Origin of the sequence: Paeniglutamicibacter sp. NPDC091659 (genome assembly GCF_044756805.1) — a bacterium.
GTDB lineage: Bacteria > Actinomycetota > Actinomycetes > Actinomycetales > Micrococcaceae > Paeniglutamicibacter.
The window spans coordinates 976758-995110 of record NZ_JBIVTO010000001.1 but is presented as its reverse complement, the minus strand read 5'-3'; the positions used below and the strand labels follow the sequence as shown (position 1 = coordinate 995110).

Below are 18353 nucleotides of genomic sequence, written 5' to 3'. Positions count from 1 at the left end.
TCTAGCGCCGGGTCAAGCGTGCATTGCTCCGTTGGCGGTCAGGGAGCTGGCCGAGGAACAGCCCGAGCAGCACCCCGCACAAGCCGAAACCGAGCATTTCCGTCTCCGAGCCGACAAGTCCGCCCTCGAGCGAGACAGCGAAGACGATGAACCATACAAAGACCGGGGCAACCGCCAGAAGGGTTCCCCAGGGCCTGGTGGCGAAAGCTGACGCCAGGCCGAAGGCCAATCCGGCGATGAGACCCATCACGAGGGACATGCAGACCTTCCTAACTTTCTTGCAACGCGGGCCACCAGGTGGCAAATTCGGGGGTGCCTACCGGCAACCGTCCCCACTACCGTATAGCTTCCCGGCCGAATTCAAGGTGACCGCAGCGGCGCCGGGGAACTCCGTGTCATCCGTGTTCACCACGATTTGTACGATGTCCGTCCCACCAGCGGAATAGTGGGTCGCGCTTTGTTCCCCCCTGCGCATCGACAGCCCCAGGAGCATCGCTCCCTGCAACGAGTTTGCCTTGCCCACCGGCCGTGCCCATGCCCACCCTTCCGCCGTTCGGCAGGTGCAGCGTGCTGCCTTGTCCAAGGTCCCCTGAGTCGGTAGCGGATTCCGCCGACTCGGGGATGGGCGCGAGCCGCACGAAAGCAAGAAGTCCCGGCCGGGAAACATGTTCCCGCCCGGGACTCGTTGCCCGCAGCGACATCAAGTTGTTTCAGTGCCCCTTGAAGGCCTCCGCGAGCCACCACGAACCCGAGTCGGAGGCGATCTTCGCGTCGATCACCAACGGCCGGCTTGGGTTCGAATCCAGCCAGTCCCCCACCGCATCCAGGTCGGCGAGGGTGCGCACGGTGATCCCGTCGGCGCCGAAGCCGCGCCCGATGGCCGCGAAGTCGGTGTCCGGGAACTTCACCGAGCGCATGTCCGCTTCCGGATTATCGATGCCGAAGTGGTGCACCTCGGCCCCGTAGGCGGCGTCGTTGTAGACGATGCACACCAGCGGCATGCCCAGCCGAACGGCGGTGTCCAGCTCGGCGATGGCCATGTGGAACCCGCCGTCGCCGGTGCCCAGCACGGGCATGCGCCCGGGCTGCGCCAGGCCGGCGCCGATGGCCGTGTACAGGCCCAGGCCGATGGACTGGAAGGCCTGCGTGAAGCAGAAGCCGAACTCGTCCGGCACCGAGAGGAACTGGCTGGGGTAGCCCATGAAGTTGCCCGAATCCACGCTGACGATCCGCTCGGCCGGCAGCAGCTCGTCGAGCCGCTTGGTCAGCGTCCGCGGGTCGATGGACTGCCCGTCGGACAGGTCCTCGAAGTCGACCTGGTTCCAGTCGATCGATTCCTTGATGCGCACGGCGACCGCGGCCGTGCGGTAGCCCTCGCGGGCCTCCACGTTTCCGGAGACGAGAGCCTCGAGCACGTCGGCGGCGCATTCCGCCGAGTCCCCGACTAGACCCAAGTCGATCGGGCGGTTGGCTCCCAGCGACTGCTCCTCGAGGTCGATTTGGACGATCTTGGTGCCGGCGCCGATCAGGTGCCCGTGGCGCATGGTCCACATGTTCAGCGCGCAGCCGAACCCGATGATGAGATCCGCGTCGGTGATCAGCTCGGCCGCGAGCGGCGAAGAGAAGCCTCCGGAGATGCCGAGGTTGAACTCGTCCTCGTTGAACAGTCCCTTGGCCACCGCCGAGGTCGCCACCAGGGCACCGGTGTGCCTCGCGAGTGCCAGGATCTCGTCCCGGGCCCCGCGGCCGCCGCGTCCCGCGACAAACACCGGCCGCTTTGCGCCGGCCAGCAGTTCGGCCAGGGCCTGCACGGAGGCGCGCGAGGGGCGGATCGGTTCCGCCGGGGCGATGGTCGCCGGCGCAACAACCTGCTGGTCGGCGGCATCTTGCGCCTGGACGTTCAACGGCAGGTTCAGCACCACCGTGCGGCGGTCGTTCACCGCGCGGCGGTACGCTCGGATGGTGTCAGCAACAGCCGTCTGGGCCGAGTGCACGCGCTCGGGCACCGCGTACACGGAGGCGGCGAAGCCGTCCTGGTCCATGGCGAAGTTCGAGTACACCGCGCTTGGCGCCGCTTCGGCCGCAAGCACGATCATCGGGGTGCGGGACTTGGCCGCCTCGCCAATGCCGGTAGCGGCGTTGGTCAATCCGCAGCCCTGGTGCACGGAGAGCAGCGCAACCTGGCCGCTGGCGCGCGAGTAGGCGTCGGCCATGGTCGCGGCCCCGCCCTCGTGCCGGGCCGCGGTGAACGGCACGCCGTGTTCCATCAGGGTGTTGGTGATGGTGAAGTTCCCCGAACCCACGACGCCGAAGCAATGGCCGACGCCCAGCTCGGCCAGGGTCCTACCTACAAGTTGTGCAACGTTCATGTGTGTTTCCTTTGTGGCTGGGATGCGGCGGGTTGGATGCTTGCGGCCGTCGATACACGAAGGCCGGTTTGGTGTCGGGCCAGCGTGCGGGACGGTGGCTCTCCAAAGCGTTTGGTGTAGTAAGCAGAAAACCTGCCCAGGTGTTCAAAGCCGACGCGTGCCGCCACGGAGCTGACACTTGGCCGGGCGCCGGGGTTCCCCTCGCGGAGCAGATCCCTGGCGGCGATCAACCGGACCTCGCGCAGATGCCGGGCCGGGCTTGTTCCCACATGCAACATGAATACCGTTTGGAGTTGCCGCGGACTGATCCCCACGGCTGCGGCAACCGAGTCGATTCCGGCGATCTGTGGGTGGTTTTCCTTGATGAAGTCCAGCGCCGCCTCCAGGTAGGCGGGGCGTACCGGTCCGACCCCGGGGTGCGGCTCAAAGCACTTCAGATGCGGGCCAAGCCCCAGAAGCAACGTGGAAAAGAGCGTACCCAGCAGCGCTTCCTCGAAACTCGGCTGGCCCGCCGCATCGTCTTGGTCGATGATCCTACAGCTTTCGACCCAGGTCCGCGCAAACAGTTCAGGGGCGGCGAGTTGCAAGGGGCGCTCGGAATCCAGATGGATTTGCCGCTGCAATTGGCGCCCGCTGATGGAGGAAAACCTTTGGCCAGCCGCCGATGCATCAAGCGCCCCGACCAGAGCGCCGCGCATCGGGTCCGGGACCATCAGTGTGTATTCGGTGGAGCTCAGGGCGAACGGGGTGCTGGCCATCCATTGGCGGGATGACGATTCGACAAACATCGGGCCCCGCGGAATGACCACCAGGATCCGTTCCCCGGAGGGCGGGGACTTGATGGTCACCCCGGCGCCGTAGCTGACGTTGGCGAACGCGATGGGTCCCAGCCGGGTTCCGTGCACGAGACCCTGCAAATGATGCCCTTGGTGCAGCTCTACCAGGTGCTCGTCGTGGGTCAGTTCGTTGACGGCATTGCGGATCACCGCGGGATCGGTGCTCGATGCCACGGGATGCCGTCCGAGCAGCTGCTGCTGCCCGGTGCGTTCCGGTGCCACTACCCTCAACGACATTCTCCTGACTTGTGTACTCTGTGGTGGTGGTGCTGGATGGCGGGTTTGCCGACGCACAGGCAAACCCGCCGGGGGGGGGTTAGCGCGGTAGGCGGATTCCGCGTGCTTCCAGACGGGGCAGCACTTCCTGGCCGAAGTACTCCAGCTCCCCGACGTAGTCGACGAAGGCCAACGTCATGCCGTCGAAGCCTGCCTTGTGAAGCGCTGCGATCTGGTCGGCCACATCGTCGGGAGTACCGACCAGCGGCAGCGAGCCGTGCCCCGAGGCGAAGCGGTCACGCATGGTGGCCAGCATCTCCGGGGTGAATGACTGGGCGTGCATGCCCTGCAGCTCCATCAGGTAGTCGACGGCGCCCCAGTCCGCGTTCTCCTTGGCGTAGTAGGCCAGGTATTCCTCGGCTTCGGCACGCGTCGGGCGGCAGACCACGTGCCCCAAGGTGAACACCCCCACCTCGCGGTCGAAGTCCCTGCGGGCCTGGGCCTTCACGGTGGAGACGATCTGTGCTCCGGCTTCGGCGTCGGGGACGATCGTGAAGACGAAGTCGGAGTTCCGCGCGGCGTAGGCACGTCCCTGCCCCGAGGAACCGGCGTTGAGGATCGGCACGTGGTTGCCGTGCGGTTTGGGCTCCGACTCAGCGCCGCGCAGGTTGAAGTGCTTGTTTTCCATGTTGAAAATCCCGGGCTCTTCCCAGGCCTTGAGCACCACGTCGCACCATTCCTGAGCGAATTCGTAGCGTGCGTCGTGTTCGTGGTCCAGCAGCGCGCCCATGGCTTCGTATTCGGGTTTGTTCCACCCGGCAACGATGTTCAGGCCGGCACGCGAGCCGCCGCCGAGTTGGTCGAGGGTGGCCATCTGCTTGGCCGTCACCATGGGGTGGTTGAACGCTGTGTGGATCGTCGAAAAGACGTTGATTCGCTCGGTGCTGCTCAGGATGGCAGCGGCCCAGACAATCGGGTCAAGCACGCTTCCATGGAAGTTGGTGTCACCCTTGTAGCCGATCCAGCGGGCGATGGGCAACAGGAAATCGATTCCGATCTTGTCCGCGAGCTGTGCCATGCGAAGGTTTTCATCCCATGTGGCGCCCCAGCGTTCTTCGATCTTGGTTACCGCAAGCCCACCCGAGCAGTTGGAAGAGAAGAGCCCGAGCTTGAAATCCTTGCCATCAAGAATCTGACGAGTCACGATTTTGTCCTGTTCTATTTCGGTTGTCATGATGGTCATCTGTTCTCAATGGTGTGCACTTCGCCAAGCATGATGAGATGGTCTCCGCCGTCATAGCGCTTGGTCAGAACGCAATCCATACGGGTTCCTGCCAGGTCCAGTGCGGGGCTTCCCACCGACGTCCGGGGTGCTTCGATACCCCGGAATTTCCCGGCGCCTCGCTTCGCGAATCGAGTGATCCACTCCTGCTGGCCCTCTTTGAGAATATGGACCGAGAAGGCATCGATGGTGCTCCACGATTCGATGGAAGAAGACTTGCGGTCCACGCACCACGAAACGAGAGGCGGGTCCAGCGAGACGGAAGTGAAGGAGTTGCACACCAGGCCAACAGGCTCACCGTGTACGCCCATAGCCGTCACGATGGTTGTTCCTGTTTTCCAGGCTTGCATGCCCTCACGCAATTCCTCGGGCCGGACCGTAACGATCCGCCCCCCGTCAGTGGAAGAAAGACTCATGTTGGTATCCCTAGCAACGACAGATTTCCCAGCGCGATTACGCTGTTGCATCCATGCTGTCAGCGACTGTGACGCGGATCTATCCGTTCCCGGATGAGCCTTATCCTCTTTGCGCTAAATCGCCCCGCCGGCTACCGAATCATTGCCATGCACCAAGGCCAGCACGCGGGTCGGCGCGCCGGTTCCGCCGACGATCGGCAGCGGCGCCACCACGATCATCGCGCCGTGGGTCGGCAGCTTGTCCAGGTTCTTCAGCGAGGTGATGCCGTACTTGTCGGCACCCAGCAGGAAGTAGTGCATCGGGAACGGCGGGTTCAGAGCGCCGGCGTTGCCGGCGTCGATGCCCACGGTTTCCACGCCGATTCCGGAGATCTCGAGCTCCTCGGCGATCCACTTGGCGCACTCGGCGGTGAATCCCGGGGTGTGGGATCCGTTCTCGTCGAGGTTCAGGAACGCCTGCTTGTCGTGCCCGTACTGGTCCCAGCCCGTGCGGAAGAGCAGCCAGGAGTTGGCGGGGAAGGCACCGTGCTCTTCCTGCCACGCGACCAGGTGCGCGATGTCGATCAGGAAGTCAGGGTCCGCGGCGGCCTCGGAGCTGAAGTCCAGCACCACGGCCGGGCCGATGAGGCGCGCGGGGTCCAGCTGGGAGACGTCCTTGCCCTCGCGCCCGGAGATCCAGTGGATCGGGGCGTCGATGTGCGTGCCGATGTGCTCGCCGGTGTGGATGTTGTGGTGCTTCCAGAACGGGCCGGGCTCGTTGTAGGCGGAGACCTCGTCGAGATGGAAGTCGATCAGGTTGGAGAACGGTTCCGGCAGCACCAGCGTCGGGGTGTCTGCCGACAGCGGGGCAGTCAGGTCGTGGATCTCGACGGCACCAGTGGCCAGCGATGCAAGGACTTCTCGTACGGGACTCATGGCAACTCCAGTGTTGGTGAAGGTGGATGCGGCTGCATCCACCGGGAAGCGTTCATCGAAAACCAGTGACGGTCGTCACTGTTGATCAATTTACTGTCAATGTATCAGTGCATCGGGACCAGCAAAAGACCCTTCTCACATGTCGGATCGGCGCCACTTGGATCTCTTGGCACTCCGGATGAGTTGCTGGGCAACCAGGTGGCCGGAGCCGCCACCCAGGCCCGGACCCGGATGCGTCGCCGCCCCGATGTGCCAGAGGCCCTTGACCGGCGAGCGCCCCTTGCCCAGCCGCGGCAGCGGGCGCCACAACAGGTTTTGGTGCAGCTCGGCGGCTCCCCCGTACGGGTCGCCGGACACAGCGTTCCGGTTCGCCCGGCTCAGCTGTTGCGGGTTGAAGGCCTTGATGCCGAGCACCAGCACCCCGAGGCCCGGGGCGTACTGCTCGATCGCCCCCAGCACCCTTTGCATGAACTCGGCCGTGAGCTGTTCGTCCCAGCCGGCGCTGGTGTCCAGCTCCCCCGCGGCATCCCCGATGGGTTTGAACGGCAGTTCCTGCAGCTGCAGCCAGAGCGTCGTCTGCCCCTCCGGCGCACGGGAGGGATCGAGCACGCATTGCTGGCCCACCACGATGGTCGGGTTGGCCGGAAGCAGCCCGGCCTCCGCCTGGGCGCAGGCGATGGCTGTCGAGTCGGAGCCCGTCGAGATGTGGATCAGCGGGGTTCGGGCCAGACGCCCGTCGCTCCACGGCACGGGGCCGGAGAGCGCAACGTGGACTTGCATGGCGGCGCGGCCCGGCCGGTGGGCGCGGGCCTCGGCACGGGTTTCTTCCGGCACGGCCGCGGGCTCGAGCAGTTCGTTGTACAGCTGCGGCACCGAGACGGAGGCAAGGATGCCCCTGCGTGCAGTGAAGGTCTCGGTGGCCGTGCGCACCGCCGCCGCGCGCCCGCTGGCGACCACCACCCCCTGTGCGCGGGTGTTCTTGCGGATCACCACTCCGTGGTCGGTGAGCAGCGATTCAAAGGCGGCAACGAACTGCGCGGCCCCGCCCTGGACCACCGGCAGGCCGAATTGGTGCATGCTCGCGGCCATGACCGGGAGCATGACCCCGCCGCTTGCCTGCTCGGGGCCGAGCCCGGCATGCAGCAGCCAGGGGGCCCAGAGCTGGTCGGCCTCGGTCCCGGTGAAGGTGCTGCGGGTCAGGTTGCGTCCGCTCATCAGCCCCTGGCGCACCAGCTGCTGGGCCCTGTTCATGCCCAGGCGCACTGCCTTGAAGCCGAGTTTCGCGGCGTTGGGCAGGTTCATTTCGCTGCCCAGCACGCCGAAGATGACGGGCGCCTGTTTCCCGAAGTCCTCCAGCATGCGCGCGTAGGCCTCGCGGTCCTCCGCGTGTTCGAAGGCGGCGGCCGTGGCACCGGGGTCACGTTGCGCGTAGACCGCAGTGGTGTTCCCCCGTGCGTCGGTGCCGATGCTCGCACACACCCAGGGCGTGTTCGCGTCCTCCGTGTTGCGGTAGCGCAGGCCGCGGGCGTGCAGCTCCTGGCCCAGCTCAGCGTAGGCGCCCCCGGAGACGAACAACGGATGCCAGGAGGAAAACGTGTCGTGGATGAACCCAGGGACCGTCAGCTCCCCCGAGTCGATGAACCCGCCAAGCCGCTCGTGTTCCTCCAGCAGCACCACTTCCGCCCCGCTGCGCGCCAGTTCGGCCGCGGCGACCAGGGAATTGATGCCCGATCCAATGACGACGTAGTCGGTTTCCATGTGCTTCTCTCTCGCTTAGCTGAAGTCCGGGTGCAGGGCGGTCCGGTGGTAGGCGCCTGCGTGGAAGACCAGCGGGTCACCCTCGATCCGGGAGTATTTTTCCACCTCGCCCACGTAGATGACGTGGTCGCCCGCCTCGTGCCTGGCCACGGTCCGGCACTGGAAGGTGGCGACGGCGCCCTCGAGCAGCGGCACCCCGGCGATCCCCTCTACGCAGTCAACACCTGCGAACTTGTCCTCCGCCGGGGTCGCGAACTGGCGCGAGAGCACGTGCTGGGAGGATTCGAGCACGTTGATGGCAAAGTGCGTGGCTGCCTCGAAGTCGCCAAGCGACGGGGCGAACTTGCTGGGGCACCAGAGCACCAGCGGCGGATCCATGGACACGGAGGTGAAGGAGTTGGCCGTCATGCCGGCCTTCACGCCCTGCGGGGTGCGCGTTGTCACCACGGTGACACCCGTGGCGAACTGGCCCAGCGTGGAGCGGAAGTCGCGCAGGTCGAACGCGGCGTCTTCCTCAGCCACCGCGCGGTCCATGAACGCCTCGGCCTCCTCGGGCTCGAACCACCAGGGGAAGAGCGTGCGAGGGTCGTCGAACCCGTTGGCCAGCGCGGCGGCCAGGGACTCGTGGTGCCGGGCCGTGGCGAGGACGTCAAGCTGCCAGGGCTTGCGTTCGCGCAGCATGGAGTTGGTCCACACCGTGGAGAACTGGCCCCAGCCGCGCCAGAACTCGTCGAAGGTGCGCAACATCCACTCGGAGTCGAAGGCTTCTTCCCCGCGCGCGTCGATGGCACGGGCGTAGTGGTCGGCTGCCAGCGTCGCGTTGTTGGACCCCTGGCCGGTCAGCGGGTCGTTGAGCATGATCGCATCCCCCATGCCCATGACCGGCCGGCCGCCGGGCAGCGTCCCCAACCCGGAGCGGACCACCGGGGTGATGCGGCCGCGCAGCACGGCACCGGGGTCGCTGAGCACCGAGCCGGCAAAGCGTGGGTATTCGCGGGGGAAGTGCTCGCGCAGGATCCCCAGCGACATCGCCAGGTGCTCCTCGGCGCTGTTGACGGCGTCCCAGCAGTCCATGGGGCCACCGGGCAGGCCCTCGAAGACCATCATCTGGCACGGCCCCTCGGTGCTGAGCCCGGGGAAGGTGAAGAACTCGCCGACCCCGGGCACGATGTTCATCCTGATGCTTGACGCATCGGGTTCCCCACCGGCACCCTGCGCGGGCAACACGTAAGTGACGGCCACGGCGCGCTGCGGGCGGTCGAAGGGCGTCTTGGCCCTGTCGGTGGCAAAGACCTGCCCGAGCTCGCCCTTCCCGGTGCCCACCACCACCAGGTCGAAGAGCGCCGCGAGCTCCTCGAGCCTGCGCACCGAAAGCTTCTCGATGCGGAAGTCTCCCCCGCGGCCGATGAACGTCTCGATCCAGTGCGCGCACTTGACCCGCTGGTCCACCGACAGCGCCGGGCGCTCCAGCGTGCCCCGCCAGTCGATTTCCTCCAGTCCCTCACTCGCCGCGATGGTCATGTGCACCCCGGTGATGCCCATGTCCGCGGTGGTCGCCCCGGGGATGTCCAGCGGCTGCTGGACCCGCAGGGAAGACGAGAACACGCATTGGCTGGAGGTGATCGACCCGGTGCGGATCTGCTGGGCCGACCGGTCGGAGAACAGGGTGACGCTGTGGCCCGACCGCTGCAGGGCGAGGGCTAGCTGGGCACCGGATTCTCCGGCCCCGACGATGGCGATGGTACGCATTGAAAGCTCCAGTGTGTGGGGATGGTGTGTGACGGGGCGGGGCTCGACGGCGCTAGTGCACCGGGTCGAAGGAGCCCAGGTAGTCGGCCGCGGCTTCCTCGCTCATGAACCACCCGGCGAAGTCCGGCGGGTAGTCGAAGCCGTTGGCGAAGCGCTTGGCGATCTCCGGGTTCCCCTGGGCGGTGGCCAGCAACTGCAGCGCGTGCGGGGCCGGCGGGGCCAGCATGGTGTTGGTCCAGGCCGCGACGTGCCGCGCGTACTCCCAGTAGCCCTCGAAGAGGCCCTGCTTGAACTCGTCGTCGTAGGGGCGCTCGCCGTGTTCGAGGATCCCCTCGAGGTAGGCGGCCGCGCACTTGGCCGCGTTGTTGGAGCCCTGCCCGGTGATGGGGTCGTTGAGCACCACCACGTCGGCCATGCCCAGCACGGTCCTTCCGGAGGGCAGCGTTGCCAGCGGGTGCCGGACGGTCGGGGGGAAGCGGCCCTGCAGCACGCCGTTGGGGTCGGTGAGCGTCACGTCCGTGCAGCGCTCGGCTTCCCACGGCAGGTAGGTGCGCAGGATCCGCAGCGAGTTTTCCAGGTGCTCCTCGGGGGTCAGCCCCTTCCAGGAGTCCATGTCGGATCCGGGCAGGCCCTCGAACACCATGATGTCGCAGGGGCCGGTGACGGTCAGCGCGGGGAACACGAAGTATTCGCCGACGCCCGGGATGAGGTTGAAGTTGACGGCGGAGAATTCTTCGCGCGGCTTCATGCCGTTCACGTAGGTCAGGGCAAGCGCCCGCTGCGGGGCCGCATACCGGCTGCGCTCGGCGTCGCGCTCGAACAGGCCCGCGATCTCGCCCTTGCCCGCAGCCACCAGCACCAGGTCGCTGTTCTCCGCGTAGCGCTCCAGGTCCTCGACCCCGGCCTCCTCGAAAACCAGGGTGCCGCCGCGCGCCTCGAAGACCTCCATGAACGCGGGGAACTTGACCCGCTGGTCGATCGACTGGGCCGGGGCGTCCAGCCGGTGCGCCCAGCTCATGGCCTTGACGCCGGGCGCCTCCGGCGGTGCCACTGTGAAGGAAATGCCCTCCACCACCGGGGCGTTCGGCCACAGGTCCAGGCCCAGGTCGCGTTCGTGCCCGAGCGCCGCATCGAACATGCACTGGCTGGAGGCTATGGAGCCGGTGCGGATCTGCTCCGGGGTGCGGTTGGAGACGAGGGTGACGTCGTAGCCGGCGTCCAGCAGGCCGATGCCCAGCTGGAGGCCCGACTGTCCGGCGCCGACGATGGTGATGGTGCGTGGGGTCATGATCCTGGTTCCTTGTTCTCGCTGGAAATGAAGTGGAAGAGGGAGGTGCTGCGAAGGGAAACTAGTTGGCCGCCAGCAGCGGGATGGCCGGTTCGTTGCGCTCGGGACCCATGGCCGAGTAGCCGCCATCGACGGCCCAATCGGCGCCCGTGACAAACGAGGTCTGGTCAGAGAGCAGGAACGCAACCACGTCGCCGACCTCGCCCGGACGCCCGACCCTGCCCAGCAGGTGGAAGGGCGCAGCGACGGAGTCGGTCTTGGCCAGGTCCCCGCCGGAGAGCGTGTCCATGATCTTGGACCAGGTCCAGCCCGGGCTGACCGAATTCACCCGGATGCCGTCGGCGGCGAGGTCCGCGGCCATGGAGCGTGTGACCTGCACCAGCGTGGCCTTGCTGGCTGGGTAGAGCCAGCGTCCGGTCTGCGAGATCCCGGATGAGATCGAGGTGAAGTTAACGATCGCCCCGTGCCCCGAGGCGGCAAGCAGCGGGCGGACCAGCTTGGCGAGCATCACCGCGGAGACCACGTTGATGTTCAGGGCGGTGAGCCAGTCGGCCCTGTCGGATTCGATGCCGTCGTCAAGGTAGCTGCAGGCAAGGTTCACCAACCCGTCGAGGCGCCCGTGCGTCGACTCGATGCCGGCGACCAGGGACTCCAGGGCCGCGTCGTCGGTGATGTCCACCGCGTGGAATTCAACGCCCGGGTGGCGTTCCTGCAGTTCGGCGCCGCCCGTCTCGTCGATGTCCACGACGATGACGTGGGCTCCCGCGTCGACCAGCGAACCTGCGACCCCGGCGCCGACCTTGGTGGCTCCGCCGGTCAGCAGCACGACTCGATCCTGAAGCGATTTCATGGTTTTCCTCCCGAACAAACTGCATGTGACCCGTGTCATAATGAGTGGCCTGACAAGAAACTACGCCCCGGGACGCAGCCGTCTCTATCCACTTTGCGCACTTTTCATCCGATGCGCGCAGGGCGCGAGCACAGCAAAGGAGCATTCTGGATGCTGACCCAGCAGCCCGCCATGCCTTCACCAAGCCGCGTGCTCGACGCACTGCCGACGCTGCAAACACCCGACCCGCACGAGGCCCAGCAACGCATCAGCGAGCTTTTTTGCGAGCACACGCTGCAACCGCTTTCGGGGCGCGGAAACGTGAAATTGAACCTGCGGTCCTCCGGATCGGGCTTCGGCGTCCACTTGCTGGATTACGGAACGGCTGTGCGGATCAGCCCCGGCGCCCTGGAGACGTTTTACATGGTCCAGGTGCCGCTTTCGGGAAGGGCGCAAATGCGCAGTGCGGGGTCGACTGTCGAGTCGACGCCCAACCTGGCCACGATCCCTCCGATCGACCATGATTTTTCGATGACTTGGCAGGCCGGGACCCCGCAGTTGATAGTCACGGCCCCTCGCGGCCTGCTCAACGATGCGGCAGCGGCACTCTACGGGGCCAGGCTCGAGGGGCCGCTGAAGTTGGCGAACAGCATGGACATCTCCAGCCCGGAGGGCAAGTCGTTCATGCGCTCGGTCTTCGAGTACCACGACCTGGTCAACACCCCCAGCACCGCGCCGACGCCATACGCCCGGCGGCTGCACGAGGAATTGGTCCTCGCGCGTTGGCTCACGGCGGCCAGCTCGAACTTTTCCGCTGCGCTCACCCAGTGGGACGCCCCCGCTGCGGGCATGAAGAATTCGACCCTGGTCTCGGCGTTTTCCAAGCTCCTGGAAATCCACAGCGGGGAGGACCTCAGCGTCGGGGACCTGGCCGAGGCGCTGGGCGTTTCGATCCGCACACTGCAGGTCGCACTGGCCAAGGAACGGGGATCCACACCGTCGCGGATGCTGCGCGAGGCACGGCTGCAACGCGCCCACTTGATGCTCGGCGAAGCCGATCCGCACCTCGACAGCGTGACAAGCATTGCCGAACGATGCGGCTTCGGGCACCTGGGCCGCTTCGCGCAGGCCTACAGGCAGCACTTCGGGATGGCGCCCTCGCAGACCCTGCGCGATTCGTCCCCCAGGTAAACGGCCTGGACGCTACTTCCGCAGCGCCGCGTGGATTTCCTCAGGCCACGGCGCCGAGCTCTCGCTGCCCTGCGGCACGCAGACGGTAACGAAGCGACCCTCGGCGGCTAGCACCGCGTCGCGACCGTCGTGCGGATGCCCCCACACCCTAAAGGCGAAGTCCATGGAGCTGGTGCCGATGCGCTGGACAACCACAGCCGTGGTGACCGCCTGGCCGAAGTAGAGCTTGGCGCGGTAGTCGGTCTCGTGACGCACGCGCGGCGCGATGGCGAAATACGAGTTTTGGCCCAGCTCACGGAAGAGCTTTGCCTCGGCGGCCTCGACAAAGCGCAGGATCACCGAGTTGTGCTGGTGCCCGGCTGCGTCCGTGTCCACCCATTCAATGGTGCGCTGCAGGGAATTTCCGGCCAGCCCGCCGGCAAGGAACTCCCACACCAGGGCATCGATCGCGCCATCGGCACCCCGATCCACGTCAGGCACATTCTTGTCCATCACCGACCAAATCCCATCCAACTATTGTTACGTACGTCACTTTAACGACATACTACTAGGGATCGTCGCACCACCACCCATTTTCTTCCCTTCCACGCAAGGAGAACCACGTGGCGCCCTCATCCACGGTTTCGGACTGGAACATTCCCAAGCGCACCACCGGCATTGTGCTATTCGCCTGCTGGCTGGCCATCCTGGCCGAAGGCTACGACGTCGGCGTGCTCGGCGCGGTGCTGCCGGCACTGGCCGAGTACAAGGAATGGTCGCTGACCCCGCTGCAGCTCGGCGGCCTCGGCGCCTACGCCCTGGTCGGAATGCTCTTCGGCGCGTTATTCATCGGCACCCTGAGCGATATCATCGGCCGCCGCAAGATGCTGCTGCTTGCCATGCTCATCTTCACTGTCACGCAGGTTGGCGCGGCCATGGCCCCGACCCCGGAAATGTTCGGTTTCTTCCGCTTCCTCGGCGGCCTGGGCATGGGCGGAATCATCCCGGTCGCCGCGGCACTGACCATTGAATACTCGGCCCCGAAGAAGCGCTCGCTGAACTACGGCATCATGTACTCCGGCTATTCGCTGGGCATCGTGGCGGCTGCCCTGGTCGCCATGGCATTGCTGCCCACGCTCGGCTGGCGCTGGGTCATCGCCGTCGGCGCGCTGCCGGTGCTGATCCTTCCCCTGGTCGCCTGGATGCTCCCCGAGTCCCTCGAGTACCTGGCCTCCAAGGGCAAGATCGCCGAGGCCAAGGCCCTGGCGGCAAAGCTCAACGTGCGCAACTACGAGCCGGCGGCACCGGCCAAGCCGGGTGCAAAGGTTCCGTGGCGCGAGGTCATGGCCGCCATGTTCTCCGGCAAGTACCTGCGTTCGACCGTCTTCTTCTGGATCTCGCTGTTCTGCGGCATGGTGCTTGTCTACGGCTTGAACACCTGGCTGCCGCAGATCATGCGCAAGGCCGGCTACGACCTCGGCACCTCGCTCACCTTCCTGCTGGTCTTCTCGCTGGCCTCGGCCGCAGGCGGCCTGGCCCTCGGCTGGTTGGCCGACAAGTACGGGCAGAAGCCGATCCTGGTGATCTTCTACCTGTTGGGCGCCGGCGGCATCCTGCTGCTGATGTTCCCGAACACCATGTTCATCAACCTGTGCTTCGTGGCCTTCGCGGGCATCGGCTCGATCTCCACCTCGCTGGTCCTCACCGGCTACATCGCCGACTACTACCCGGCCGCCCAGCGCGGCACTGCCACGGGCTGGGCGTTGTCCTTCGCCCGGCTGGGCGCCATCTCCGGCCCTATCATCGGCGGCTGGATCGCCTCCACCGGCATGAACTTCCAGTTTAACTTCGTCTTCTTCGCCATCGTCGGCGTGGTCGCGGCCCTGGCCGTGTCGATGATCCCGCCGCGCATCACCGACACCTCCGCCCCGGTGCTTGCGGCCGAACGCGAAGTGGTGCTCGACTAACCATCCCTGATACAGCGCGTGAAGCGCCGGTCCCCGAAAGGGTCCGGCGCCTCACGCGTTTTGTGTTCCAGGCGCTTGCTAGCCCAGTTCCAGCGACGGAACGTCGGCGTCGAACCCGAAAACCGTCGCGTAGAAACCCAGCGATGTCTCCAGCGCGTTGACGATGGTTTCCATGCGGCGGAAGCCGTGCTGTTCCCCCGCGTAGAGCACATAGGCGTGCGGCACCCCGTTGGCGGCAAGGGCGTCGGCGACGACCTGCGACTGGGCCGGGGGCACCACCCTGTCCTCGTCGCCCTGCAGGAGCAGCACCGGGCAGGAGATGTCATCGACGTGGTTGATGGGCGCGCGCTGCGCGTAAAGCTCGGCGGCCTCCGGGTAGGGGCCGACGAGGGATTCCATGTAGCGGGACTCGAAGTCGTGGGTGTCGGTGACCAATCCGACCAGGTCGGATACCCCGTAGCGGGAGATGCCGGCCCTGAAGGTCTCCGTGGTGGTCAGCGCATTGAGCACGGTCCAGCCCCCGGCGCTTCCGCCCTCGATCGCCAGCCGGTTGCCGTCGGCCAGGCCCGCCGCGACGAGCCCCTCCATGACTGCCACGGTGTCCTGCACGTCGACGACGCCCCACTGGCCGCGCAGCCGTTCGCGGTAGGCGCGGCCGAAGCCCGTCGAGCCGCCGTAGTTCACATCGACCACGCCGATGCCGCGCGAGGTGTAGTAGGCGATGGACAGCGATAGCTGGGCAAAGGCCTGCGAGGTCGGTCCTCCGTGCACGAACGCGACGAACGGGGGCTTCTCACCCGCGGGTCCCGCGTACTCCCCCAGCCGCGGTGCGTACACATGGGCGTAGACCGGCGACCCGTCGGCGGTGGCGAATTCCATGGCTTTGGCGTGCGGCAGCGCCTCGGGGTCCGGCAGCGCGGAGAGCGACAGGGAGACGTTTTCCGCATCCAGGGTTTCAAGGTCGATCAGCCGCAGGCCGTCGCCCTCCATCAGCGAGGTGGCTGTAGCCAACAGCCGGTTTCCGCCCAGCGCCGAGGGGGAAATCCTGGTGAACGGCAGCTTGATCCCGGCCAGTTCCCCGGTGGCAAGGTCCAGTCGGGACAGCGAGCTGCCGTGGGTTCCGTGGGTCACCAGCAGGCTGCGCTCGCTTTCCACCTTGTACCAGTTCTGTCCCAGCGCCCACAGCGGGCCGGCGAATTCCTCCTCGCGGGTGCACAGCGCGCGCTGTTGGCCGGTTTCCAGCGTGTGAGCGTACAGGTTCCACCAGCCGCTGCGGTCGGAGGCGAAGACCAGCTCGCCGTCGTTGAGCCATTCGGGCTGCAGCACCGATTCCGTGGTGGAACCCGCCAGCACGGATTCGGTGGCCACGCGCCCGTCGACCAGGTCCCCCACGTGGAGTTCGGTTCCGTCCCACGGCATTTGTGGGTGTTCCCAGGAGACCCAGCTCAGCTTGGTTTGGTCGGGACTCAGCCGCGGGCAGGCGACAAAACGGGAGGACGGGCTGACCTCGCGAAGCCTGCCTGCGTCCGCCGCGGCCGATCCGTCCAGCGGGACAGCGACGATGTAGCGGCGCAGCCCTTCGCGATGGTCCTCGCACACGGCAAGGACCTCGCCCGCGGTGATGCCCGGAACGATCTCGGCAAACCGCAATTGCGGGTCCCCGTCCGCCCCTGCGCTTTCCGGGGTCAGCGGCACCGGGGTCTCGCCGTTCGCACCGGCCAGGTAGAGCCGTTGGTCGGCGAAGTTCGCGAAGACGAGCTTCTGGGCACCGTCCACGGGAATCGCGGCCCAGGAGGATCCGCCGTATTCGTTGACCCTGCTGCGCACGTTGAAGGGGGCGGAGACGAGCTCTCGCGAAGCCTCATCGGTCAGGGTCCCGCGCGCCATTACCGTCAGGCGTCCGCCTTCGGCGGGACGGCCCTCGAGCCACCACAATTCATCCCCCACCAAGTCGCCGCCGCCCACCGGGGTGGTCCCGGCTGCAACGTGTTCTGCGGTGATCGGCGAGGGCCAGGAGCCATAGGGCAGCGTCGTAGTCATGATGAGATCTTAGACCCCGTGCGCCGCGCATAGATTGATCCTCCGACGTGGGTTTTCTTGCGTTTCCTCGCAACGGGCAGACGCGCAGCGGGTCGCCTTGCCGAACCCGCGCTGCGCGGCGCAGACTTGGCAGCATGTATTTCTATGCGATTTTCCTGCGCGGCGTGAACGTCGGCGGCGTCAAGATTCTCATGAAGGACCTGGCTGTGCTGCTGGAACAGGCAGGTTTTTCCCGGGTGCGCACGCTGCTGGCCAGCGGGAACGTGGTGCTTGCAAGCGATGAGCCGGACCCCGAGGCAGTGAAAAGGACCTGCGAGGCGGCCATCGACTCGGCCTACGGCTACGGCACCCGGGTGATCGTGCAGGATGTGGAACAGCTTGAGTTCCTGGCCGGGAACTTCCCGTTCGTCCCTCCGAATGACGGAATCCAGCGTCATGACTACCTGGTCCTGACCGAGTCCGCGGAGGAGGCTGCTAGCATCCTGGGCACTGCCCCGCAGCCCTCGGGCGATGAACGCGTCGAACAACTTGCCCACGGAATCTGCTGGGAGGTGCCCCGCGGGCAGAGCCTCGACAGCCAGCTTGCCAAGCATTTCACCAAGATGTCTTCAAAGTTCCTTGTCACAACCAGGAACATGAACACCATCAACAAGATGCTCACGGCGCTCAAGGCACTGGCATAGTTGCGTTTCCTGCCCACTTCGTTCCGAGAACTTCAACCGGTTCTCCACGCCGGAGGCCGTAGAGGAGCTCGGCCACAAACGACCGCGGAAGGATTCGTTGGCGGCCGTTGTGCAACCAACTTATGCAAAATTTGTTTACATATGCGGTCTGCCCACTAGTTATTGTCGTCAAGCGATGCCTATGATTCCCGGGACAGCCAATCGGCCGGAGCCGCACCCCGGCCTGAAACAAGGAGAAGCATGAAGAATCGTATCGGCCGCGCCACTGCTGCCATCATTGCTGCGTCGTCAATGGTCCTGGGCGGTGCCGCCGTTGCCACGGCCGCCCCGTCGTCGGCTTCCGCCGTTCAGAGCCACAAGTCGCAATCCAAGGCACAGTCGAAGCCGACGATTGTCATCCGCGATATCAAGAACAAGACCATCGAAGCCGATGAGCTTGCCACGATCACGCCGAGGGTCACGGTCCGCAAGCAGGCCAAGGTCGTCTCCAAGACCCTGACCGTTGTGCAGGACAGCACCGTCCTGGTGGATGGCAAGAAGAAAGCCAAGCTTGGCGTCGGTACGTACGAGGTCACCACCACGGTCAAGTACCGCACCCTGGTCAAGCAGGTCGTGGTGAAGGTCAAGACCAAGGGCAAGAAGGTGAAGAAGGTCAAGAAGAACATCTGGTCGGAGATCCAGACCGAGTCCAAGACGCAGACGCTGGTCGTTGCGCTTGACTCGGACGACAACAAGTAGCCAAGTACGGCAACACGGTCGGGTGCACCGGGGCATTGTCCCGGTACACCCGACCCTTGTTTTGCCCGCGGTTGTCTTGCCTCTGTTGTGGCCGCCG

16 protein-coding genes are annotated in these 18353 nt (G+C 66.0%); 4 read left to right on the top strand and 12 right to left on the bottom strand.

Translation table 11 applies throughout. From position 1 onward, the window contains the following. Position 1 precedes the first annotated feature (1 nt). From ACIQLF_RS04485 to ACIQLF_RS04440, 10 genes are all read right to left on the bottom strand, one after another. On the bottom strand, positions 2–259 hold the full coding sequence (locus tag ACIQLF_RS04485) for a hypothetical protein (protein ID WP_400294785.1): 258 nt from the start codon (positions 257–259) through the stop codon (positions 2–4). Positions 260–710: 451 nt separating this feature from the next. Then, on the bottom strand, positions 711–2369 hold the full coding sequence (locus ACIQLF_RS04480; RefSeq protein ID WP_400294782.1) for a thiamine pyrophosphate-binding protein: 1659 nt from the start codon (positions 2367–2369) through the stop codon (positions 711–713). Beyond that, positions 2366–3442: an AraC family transcriptional regulator gene (locus tag ACIQLF_RS04475; RefSeq protein WP_400294780.1), complete on the bottom strand. Its 1077-nt coding sequence runs from the start codon at positions 3440–3442 to the stop codon at positions 2366–2368. The genes ACIQLF_RS04480 and ACIQLF_RS04475 overlap by 4 nt, the downstream gene beginning before the upstream one ends. Before the next feature lie 79 nt (positions 3443–3521). Continuing rightward, positions 3522–4625, bottom strand: a complete 1104-nt coding sequence (locus ACIQLF_RS04470) for an LLM class flavin-dependent oxidoreductase (protein WP_400294778.1) — start codon at positions 4623–4625, stop codon at positions 3522–3524. 35 nt (positions 4626–4660) lie between these two features. Then, positions 4661–5119 carry a flavin reductase family protein gene (locus tag ACIQLF_RS04465; protein ID WP_400294776.1) on the bottom strand — a complete coding sequence of 153 codons (459 nt, stop codon included), beginning with the start codon at positions 5117–5119 and terminating at the stop codon, positions 4661–4663. A 114-nt stretch (positions 5120–5233) separates the two neighbouring features. Further along, positions 5234–6034 (bottom strand): cyclase family protein, encoded by an 801-nt coding sequence (locus tag ACIQLF_RS04460; protein WP_400294774.1) that lies wholly within the window; start codon positions 6032–6034, stop codon positions 5234–5236. 135 nt (positions 6035–6169) lie between these two features. Next, a complete protein-coding gene (locus ACIQLF_RS04455) occupies positions 6170–7792 on the bottom strand; it encodes a phytoene desaturase family protein (protein ID WP_400294771.1) in 1623 nt (540 codons plus the stop codon). A gap of 15 nt (positions 7793–7807) precedes the next feature. Then, complete coding sequence (locus ACIQLF_RS04450; protein ID WP_400294769.1) at positions 7808–9541, bottom strand: flavin reductase; 1734 nt, start codon at positions 9539–9541, stop codon at positions 7808–7810. A gap of 52 nt (positions 9542–9593) precedes the next feature. Further along, positions 9594–10829, bottom strand: a complete 1236-nt coding sequence (locus tag ACIQLF_RS04445) for a styrene monooxygenase/indole monooxygenase family protein (protein WP_400294766.1) — start codon at positions 10827–10829, stop codon at positions 9594–9596. A 61-nt stretch (positions 10830–10890) separates the two neighbouring features. After that, positions 10891–11679 carry an SDR family oxidoreductase gene (locus ACIQLF_RS04440; protein ID WP_400294763.1) on the bottom strand — a complete coding sequence of 263 codons (789 nt, stop codon included), beginning with the start codon at positions 11677–11679 and terminating at the stop codon, positions 10891–10893. A gap of 150 nt (positions 11680–11829) precedes the next feature. Between ACIQLF_RS04440 and ACIQLF_RS04435 the strand changes: the two genes are divergently transcribed. Continuing rightward, a complete protein-coding gene (locus ACIQLF_RS04435) occupies positions 11830–12849 on the top strand; it encodes an AraC family transcriptional regulator (protein ID WP_400294760.1) in 1020 nt (339 codons plus the stop codon). 12 nt (positions 12850–12861) lie between these two features. Here ACIQLF_RS04435 and ACIQLF_RS04430 read toward each other — a convergent pair whose 3' ends face one another. Continuing rightward, positions 12862–13341 carry an acyl-CoA thioesterase gene (locus tag ACIQLF_RS04430; protein WP_400294757.1) on the bottom strand — a complete coding sequence of 160 codons (480 nt, stop codon included), beginning with the start codon at positions 13339–13341 and terminating at the stop codon, positions 12862–12864. Between the two features lie 110 nt (positions 13342–13451). Here ACIQLF_RS04430 and ACIQLF_RS04425 point away from each other — a divergent pair, with 110 nt between their 5' ends. After that, the gene (locus ACIQLF_RS04425; RefSeq protein WP_400294754.1) at positions 13452–14795 is read left to right on the top strand and encodes an MFS transporter; all 1344 of its coding nucleotides are present in this window, start codon (positions 13452–13454) and stop codon (positions 14793–14795) included. A 78-nt stretch (positions 14796–14873) separates the two neighbouring features. Here the strand turns inward: ACIQLF_RS04425 and ACIQLF_RS04420 are convergent, their stop codons facing one another. Further along, the gene (locus tag ACIQLF_RS04420) at positions 14874–16835 is read right to left on the bottom strand and encodes a prolyl oligopeptidase family serine peptidase (protein WP_400294751.1); all 1962 of its coding nucleotides are present in this window, start codon (positions 16833–16835) and stop codon (positions 14874–14876) included. Positions 16836–16969: 134 nt separating this feature from the next. Here ACIQLF_RS04420 and ACIQLF_RS04415 point away from each other — a divergent pair, with 134 nt between their 5' ends. Together ACIQLF_RS04415 and ACIQLF_RS04410 are read left to right on the top strand one after the other, a co-directional pair. Beyond that, positions 16970–17518 carry a DUF1697 domain-containing protein gene (locus ACIQLF_RS04415; protein ID WP_400294749.1) on the top strand — a complete coding sequence of 183 codons (549 nt, stop codon included), beginning with the start codon at positions 16970–16972 and terminating at the stop codon, positions 17516–17518. A 240-nt stretch (positions 17519–17758) separates the two neighbouring features. Then, the gene (locus tag ACIQLF_RS04410) at positions 17759–18256 is read left to right on the top strand and encodes a hypothetical protein (protein ID WP_400294747.1); all 498 of its coding nucleotides are present in this window, start codon (positions 17759–17761) and stop codon (positions 18254–18256) included. The last annotated feature ends 97 nt before the right edge of the window (positions 18257–18353 follow it).

Coding starts and splice junctions, on each gene's coding strand:
- ACIQLF_RS04485 (WP_400294785.1), bottom strand. CDS start 259: ATGTCCCTCGTGATGGGTCTCATCGCCGGATTGGCCTTCGGCCTGGCG.
- ACIQLF_RS04480 (WP_400294782.1), bottom strand. CDS start 2,369: ATGAACGTTGCACAACTTGTAGGTAGGACCCTGGCCGAGCTGGGCGTC.
- ACIQLF_RS04475 (WP_400294780.1), bottom strand. CDS start 3,442: ATGTCGTTGAGGGTAGTGGCACCGGAACGCACCGGGCAGCAGCAGCTG.
- ACIQLF_RS04465 (WP_400294776.1), bottom strand. CDS start 5,119: ATGAGTCTTTCTTCCACTGACGGGGGGCGGATCGTTACGGTCCGGCCC.
- ACIQLF_RS04460 (WP_400294774.1), bottom strand. CDS start 6,034: ATGAGTCCCGTACGAGAAGTCCTTGCATCGCTGGCCACTGGTGCCGTC.
- ACIQLF_RS04455 (WP_400294771.1), bottom strand. CDS start 7,792: ATGGAAACCGACTACGTCGTCATTGGATCGGGCATCAATTCCCTGGTC.
- ACIQLF_RS04450 (WP_400294769.1), bottom strand. CDS start 9,541: ATGCGTACCATCGCCATCGTCGGGGCCGGAGAATCCGGTGCCCAGCTA.
- ACIQLF_RS04445 (WP_400294766.1), bottom strand. CDS start 10,829: ATGACCCCACGCACCATCACCATCGTCGGCGCCGGACAGTCGGGCCTC.
- ACIQLF_RS04440 (WP_400294763.1), bottom strand. CDS start 11,679: ATGAAATCGCTTCAGGATCGAGTCGTGCTGCTGACCGGCGGAGCCACC.
- ACIQLF_RS04435 (WP_400294760.1), top strand. CDS start 11,830: ATGCTGACCCAGCAGCCCGCCATGCCTTCACCAAGCCGCGTGCTCGAC.
- ACIQLF_RS04430 (WP_400294757.1), bottom strand. CDS start 13,341: ATGGACAAGAATGTGCCTGACGTGGATCGGGGTGCCGATGGCGCGATC.
- ACIQLF_RS04420 (WP_400294751.1), bottom strand. CDS start 16,835: ATGACTACGACGCTGCCCTATGGCTCCTGGCCCTCGCCGATCACCGCA.
- ACIQLF_RS04415 (WP_400294749.1), top strand. CDS start 16,970: ATGTATTTCTATGCGATTTTCCTGCGCGGCGTGAACGTCGGCGGCGTC.
- ACIQLF_RS04410 (WP_400294747.1), top strand. CDS start 17,759: ATGAAGAATCGTATCGGCCGCGCCACTGCTGCCATCATTGCTGCGTCG.